The sequence below is a fragment of the Alteromonas sp. ABE4_545 genome (assembly GCF_056161325.1).
Map to the genome: position 1 here is coordinate 25,600 of NZ_JBSWYY010000035.1, position 6,677 is coordinate 32,276.

Annotated in this window: 5 protein-coding genes; all 5 read left to right on the plus strand. The window is 45.5% G+C overall.

Annotated elements, in window-relative coordinates; all coding sequences use genetic code 11:
* The first annotated feature begins 59 nt into the window (after positions 1–59).
* Positions 60–740, plus strand: coding sequence for a hypothetical protein (locus ACXAH6_RS18635; RefSeq protein WP_474879297.1), 681 nt, complete (start codon positions 60–62; stop codon positions 738–740).
* Positions 741–1,053: 313 nt separating this feature from the next.
* The gene (locus tag ACXAH6_RS18640; protein ID WP_474879299.1) at positions 1,054–1,638 is read left to right on the plus strand and encodes a DUF2780 domain-containing protein; all 585 of its coding nucleotides are present in this window, start codon (positions 1,054–1,056) and stop codon (positions 1,636–1,638) included.
* 75 nt (positions 1,639–1,713) lie between these two features.
* Entirely contained in the window at positions 1,714–4,821 is a 3,108-nt protein-coding gene (locus ACXAH6_RS18645; RefSeq protein WP_474879301.1) for a DUF748 domain-containing protein, read from the plus strand.
* Between the two features lie 94 nt (positions 4,822–4,915).
* The gene (acuR, locus tag ACXAH6_RS18650) at positions 4,916–5,548 is read left to right on the plus strand and encodes an acrylate utilization transcriptional regulator AcuR (RefSeq protein WP_474879302.1); all 633 of its coding nucleotides are present in this window, start codon (positions 4,916–4,918) and stop codon (positions 5,546–5,548) included.
* Positions 5,549–5,593: 45 nt separating this feature from the next.
* The gene (gene acuI, locus ACXAH6_RS18655) at positions 5,594–6,583 is read left to right on the plus strand and encodes an acrylyl-CoA reductase (NADPH) (protein ID WP_474879304.1); all 990 of its coding nucleotides are present in this window, start codon (positions 5,594–5,596) and stop codon (positions 6,581–6,583) included.
* Positions 6,584–6,677: the final 94 nt, after the last annotated feature.

Genomic DNA, 6,677 nt, shown 5'->3' on the forward strand with positions numbered 1-6,677 from the left:
TAGGCTCGAAAATTGCTATTTCCTGCACAGACTTATTTTAGCTGGTAATAGGATTTACAATGAAACGAGTGTTGAGTTCAATTGTACTGTGCGCGTCTTTGCTCGCAGGAAAAGCAGTGGCTGCGCCATTTACAATAGAAATTGTTGCTGATAACGATTTCGCCGTATTTACGGGCACAGATTCAAGTATTAACCACTTGTTGTATCAAAATAACGAGGTTTGGAATAACCAGATCGCTCAGTTGTCCTCACTCACATTTAACGTGTCTCCTGGTGACGATAAATTTTACATTTTGGCCATGGGAGGCGGTACGAGTGAAGAGAACATTAGTGGTTTGATCAATGGGGTGAATATGACAAATTCATCCGTTGCTGTGCAAATGAGTACGGATGTGTCTTCATTCTTAACAGGGTATTCAAGCTCGGCTTATTCGACGGGAGGGCCGGTTGTTTATGCTGATGTTGAAGACGGTACATATAATGCGTTGCTGCCCGACGTACAAACTGCGTTTTTGTCGTTAACGGCATCTGATTGGTCAACCCCTACAGTTAATACCACGCAAAGTGTTATCACAAGTTCTGGATTCGGGGCAGGCTACGCCTTTGACGAATTGAGTGCGCGTTTGTTCGTGTTTGATGTTGAAGATGTAGACGTAGATGTACCAGAACCGCCACTAACGGCGGTGTTGGCGTTATTTTCCGTTTTTGCATTACTGAGGGTACGCAGTAAAAAATCGTAACGACGTGAACCCGAGGATCTAAAGCTAACTATCTGTTCGATAGTTAGCTTTATTTTGTTTGTTACTCACCGTCCTTCCCCCTTTGCTCTTATTCCAATAAATACCTAATTCATCCTTTTTACTTAGTATGGGAGGGTGCTCCCTTTAAAGATCCCCAAGTTTGTTGCAAGTGAGTAGTTCTGGCAGTAGTACTCGCGGTACAATTGGCGTAAGCTGAGTTTACAGCGTGGCTGATACTCAACGTTTTCGCATCATTCTTCAAGCTTGTCTGGCGTGAAGGTAACATCTCAAATTGTGATAAAAGGAACTCGCAATGAAAAAATCGACTCTAGCACTTTCTCTTGTAATTGCTCTTGGCGCTTCTCCAAACGTGTATGCCGATGGTTGGCTAGACACAGTAAAAGGGTGGTTTGGTATGTCGACTGAGTCGACAGATAAAGCGGCAACAGAAGCAGAAGACGCGGCATCTGAAGCGTCAGCATTTGGAATAGAGCAATTGGTTAGCTTGCTTACCACGAATTTGGGAGTAACCGAGTCACAAGCAGAAGGTGGGCTGGCCTCTATTATCGACTATGCAAAAAAGAACCTCTCAAGTACTGACTTTAGCCAATTGACAGACAGTTTACCGGGAGTGAATGACATACTAAGTAGTGTGCCTGATGTGAGTGAGCAGGGTGAGCAAGCCAAAGATGGTCTGAGTTCATTGATGAACAAAGCCGCAGAATACAGTGATTCAGTAAAGAACATTAACGAATTAAAGCAACAATTTGATGAGTTGGGTTTAAGCCCTGAAATGATCAGTGGTTTTGTGTCGCAAATTAACACTTATCTCAATAGCGAAGAAGGGCAGGAAGCCAAGGCCTTGTTACAATCTAGTTTGGCTAAGCTGTCTTTCTAATCTCCTGTTTCAGGTCAGGCTGCGGCCTGACTTTCCTCTTGTTATCAAGCTTTTTAGTATCAGAAGAAGAGTGTTATGAAAGCACAGCTGCGTTTGCTATGGTCTGGTTTTAAACAACAGCCCCGTTGGGTGCGTTTTAGTAGTTATTTGTTGGTGGTATATCTGTGCTACGCGTTATTACTTGGCGTGATTGCACCATTAATTTTGCAAGCAAAAGTACCTGCCGCACTCAGTGAATTATTGGGCCGTCAGGTGACGGTGACTAAAATTACCATTAACCCTTTTCTATTACGTGCGCGTGTTAATGGTTTTAGTATTAAAGAGGCCTCATCGAGTGCCGATTTTGTGCGCTTCGACCAATTAGAGGTAGATGTCGGTTTTTGGTCAACCCTATTGCATTTTACGCCTACGCTAGAACATATTTCGCTTTCTTCACCATACGCACAATTGGCCCGAGAGTCTGTTACTGATACTGAAATGCGTTTTAATTTCAGCGACTTGCTCGAAACCTTAGCGAGTGACTCCGCGTCCAGTGCTGAGCCTGTGCCAGATGAAAAGGCATCTATCCCTCATCTACGTATACAAGCCTTTTCAATGCTCAAAGGGCATGCGGTGTTTTCAGATCAGGTAACTGATGCGCTGTTAGATTACCCTGACCTCAACTTTCATATTACGCATCTTGATACACAGGCAATGCTGCCTGTCGAATCGAATAATGATCAGGCGCTCACTGTTTCTGATAACAGCTATAACATTAATATTGAAACTGCCGAAAAAGGCAGATTAAATTTACGCGGTCAGTTTCAATTACAACCGCTAATGGTGACAGGGTCGATTCAACTCGACAGCATAGCATTGGCTCCCTTATGGCCGCTCACTGGTGATATCATTCCAGCCAAACTCACTGGTGGAACGCTCGATTTTTTCACTCGTTATTCATTAGAGCAAACCCCAGATAGTCTGCAATTTTCAACGCAAGAAGGTGCGTTAGCTTTTAATTCATTAGCAGTGAATGATGCTATAAAAGAAAGAGTAAAAGTTGGTAAGCTGGCTGTGAAAGACATTGCGCTAAATTCACTAGCCCAGCAAGTTTCAATCAATGCAATCACTCTGGACGATTTATGGGTTGATGCCTATTTACAAGATGAAACCGTAAACCTAGCTACACTGTTTACGCCTCCCTCGCAGGCACAATCAAATAGTTCACCTGCTAAGCCCACTACGAGCGAGCCGCAAGCCAATGAGGCTGATGCCCCAGCTTGGTTGGTGAGTCTTGCTAGTTTCACCATGAGTAATGGTGATATTCAGTTTACTGATCATGATTTTGGTCAAGGTGTTCAATGGCGAGTCTTCCCGCTCACGCTAACTGCCCTCAACGCGAATAGTGCACTCAGTGAGCCTATCGATTATTCGGTTAATTTGGCATTAAGCACAAGGTTTAACGATACACACATTGAGCAAGGCGGCCAGCTTTCACTGACGGGGCAATACAATGGTAATGTGCAGCAGGCTAAAGGAGCCGTTAACTTATCTGATTTACAATTAGGGCAGTTCCAGTCTTACCTAGATAAGTACATTAATATTAGCCTGACGTCAGGGGCTTTGTCTGTTGACGGAGAGTACGACGCAGTAGTTGGTGGCAACACTCAGTTTGCAGGTAATGCCGAGGTGGCTGAGTTAGTTGTACTGGACAATGTGCATCATGAACCTTTGGCGAAATGGCAGAACTTAGCAATAACTGGCGTGGAGTATGTGCAAAATCAGCCTTCTCTGAAGGTGGATAATGTTGTATTTACTCAGCCCTACGCAAAAGTACAGATAGCCGAAGACAAACAAACGAATATTGGTAACTTGCTGAAAACTGCTGATACACATGAGCAGAATGAAGAAGCAGCTTTGCCAGTCACATCAGTACCCACATCTGCTCCAGAAGATAAACCAGCAGAACCGATGCAAATCGTGATCAAGCAAATTACAATTGATGACGGCGCAGCCTATTTCGCAGACTATTCTCTCACGCCAGATTTCGCGACAAGCATAGAGTCGTTCAATGGCACGATCAGCCAGCTTTCTTCTCAAGCTGACACCACCGCAGCCGTTGATTTAGCGGGTAGTATCGACAACTATGCGCCAGTAACGTTAAAAGGGGAAGTAAACCCACTACTCGACGCGCCTTTCTTAGACCTAGCGCTGTCGGTGAAAAGCGCTGAGCTGACTTCTGTAAACCCCTATTCAGGTACCTATATGGGGTACTACATCGACAAAGGGCAGTTGTCTATCGACGTGGATTACAAGTTACAAAATAACCAGTTGCAAGGTGACAATCACGTTGTGATAGACCAACTCACGCTGGGCAAAAAATCAGATTCAGAGCAGGCGATGAACCTGCCACTAGGTCTAGCGATAGCGTTGCTGCAAGACAGTGATGGTGTGATTGATTTGGGTATGGAAGTGTCGGGAGACCTCGATAGCCCGAGTTTTAGTATTGGCGGAATCATCCTCAAGGCACTCGGCAATATTATTACAAAAGCGGTAACCGCTCCATTTACTTTGTTGGCCAGTTTGGTCGACAGCGATGAAGAGCTTGATAAAGTGATGTTCGCCGCTGGGTCGGCAACACTCACAGAGCAAGCTCAAGGCAAATTGGCGAGTTTATCAGAAGCGCTGAAAAAGCGTCCCAAGCTGGTGGTAAATATAGAAGGGGTTATTGAACAAGTGGCCGACAGCAGAGCACTGGCTGAGCAAGCGTTGTTAAGTAAATTACAGCAGCGCAGTGGCTTGGCAAGCCTACCAGAAAATTTATCGCCCAGCCGTATTCCACAAGTTGGTCCTATTCCTGAGGCGTTAGCGAGCCTTTTTGTTGAAGAAACAGGAGGAGATGTGGCGCAGGAGAAGGCCATTATTGTGGCGGGGCTGAACGCGAAGCGTGAGGAGCAAGCGCCACTGCCTACTGAAGAAGCAATAAACACCAAACTGAATATTGCTTTATACAACAAACTGTTAAATGCACAAACAATCAGCCAGCCCGAACTAGGTGGGCTGGCAGCCGAACGTGCCAAAGCAGTTAAGAGTTGGTTGGCAGAGCAAGGAGAAATTGCGGGAGGTCGACTGTTTTTACTGAACAGCACAATTGACTTTGAAACAGGCCAAAGTGCAGTGCATCTAACCGTGGAAGCCAAATAGCAGACAGAGCAAACAGAAGCACGTTGTTTTATCGATTTTAAAGCAACCTGCTATTGTGTTTAATTTTAATAGACGGTCGGTCTATTATTTGGTTATGACAAATGTAAACACCAAACCTCGCCGAGGAAGACCACCCAAAGCGGCCGCTAAAAGCCAAGATACCAAGGCGGCGTTAATACAGAGTGGTCTTGCACATTTAACCGAAATCGGTTTTACCGCTTCAGGTTTAGATAAAATCCTGAAAAATGTGGGGGTGCCGAAAGGGTCGTTTTACTTTTACTTTTCCAGCAAAGAAGCGTTCGGTCACGCTGTGTTAACTCACTACGCCACTTACTTTGCGAATAAGCTAGACAAATGGCTACTCGATACCACTTGTTCACCATTGATACGCATACACAATTTTGTGGAAGACGCCAAGCAAGGCATTGCTAAACACGAGTTTAAAAGAGGGTGTTTGGTTGGTAACTTAGGTCAAGAAGTCGACCTGTTACCCGAGAGCTTCCGACCTGTTCTAATCGACATTTTCGCTAGTTGGCAGCAGCGAATAGCCCAGTGTTTGCGTGAGGCACAAGGCGCGGGAGAATTGTGTATACATGCAAACTGTGAAAACTTAGCTGAATTCTTTTGGATCGGATGGGAAGGGGCGGTGAGCCGCGCACGGCTAGAGAAAAGCACCCTACCTTTAGACAAGTATTTCACCCTGTTTAGTCAGGGCTTACCCAAGTAAATTTTTTTGTTATTTAATAGACGATCGGTCTATTTTGGAGGAAGCATGTTTACAGGCCTACTAATTGAAAAGGATGAGCAAGCATACACTGCAGAAGTCAAAGCGTTAGACGACAGTGTATTAATGGAAGGGGATACGCGAGTGAAAGTGTCTTATAGCTCGCTAAATTACAAAGATGCGCTTGCCATAACGGGGAAATCTCCGGTAGTTCGACGCTTTCCCATGATACCCGGTATAGACTTAGCCGGAACCGTGGTGAGTTGTGATTCAGAAAAGTTCAAAGCAGGTGATCAGGTGTTGTTGAATGGTTTTGGGGTAGGGGAAGTACACTGTGGCGGTTTAGCTCAGCAAGCAAAGCTGTCTAGCGATTGGCTAATTCCTCTACCCAAAACGTTGTCGGCAAAACAAGCAATGGCAATTGGGACTGCGGGATATACCGCTATGCTCTGTATTATCGCGCTAGAAAACCACGGTGTGACACCTGATGCAGGTGAAATTCTGGTAACAGGAGCTAATGGTGGAGTGGGAAGTTACGCCATTGCACTGCTCGCTAAGCTGGGTTACCAAGTCGTAGCAGCGACGGGCCGAGTTGAAGAGTCAGACTATTTAAAATGGCTAGGCGCACAAGCCGTAATCGACCGAAAAACCTTGTCTGAGCTTGGGCGTCCATTAGCCAAAGAGCGATGGGCCGGCGTGGTAGATTCTGTGGGTAGCCATACTCTGGTGAATGCGTGCGCCAGTACCCAATATGGCGGTATTGTTGCGGCGTGCGGATTAGCACAAGGCATGGACCTACCCGGCACAGTCGCGCCCTTTATATTGCGAGGTATTACGTTAGCAGGAATCGACAGTGTTATGCGCCCATTACAAGATCGCGTAGCTGCATGGACTCGATTATCAGAATTAGTCGACACACAGCTGCTCGACCGAGTGGCAACAGAAATACCTTTGAGTCAAGTATGTGAAACCGCACAACACTTAATCGATGGCAAAGTGAGAGGGCGAATAGTGGTGAATGTGGCTCTTCATCATTAACGGGGGACACCCGCATTCATTAAACTGATTTTGCGAAGAATCATTTAATGGAGAGTACAGATGTCCCACGCAGGTACTATTTTAGGCATAAGTG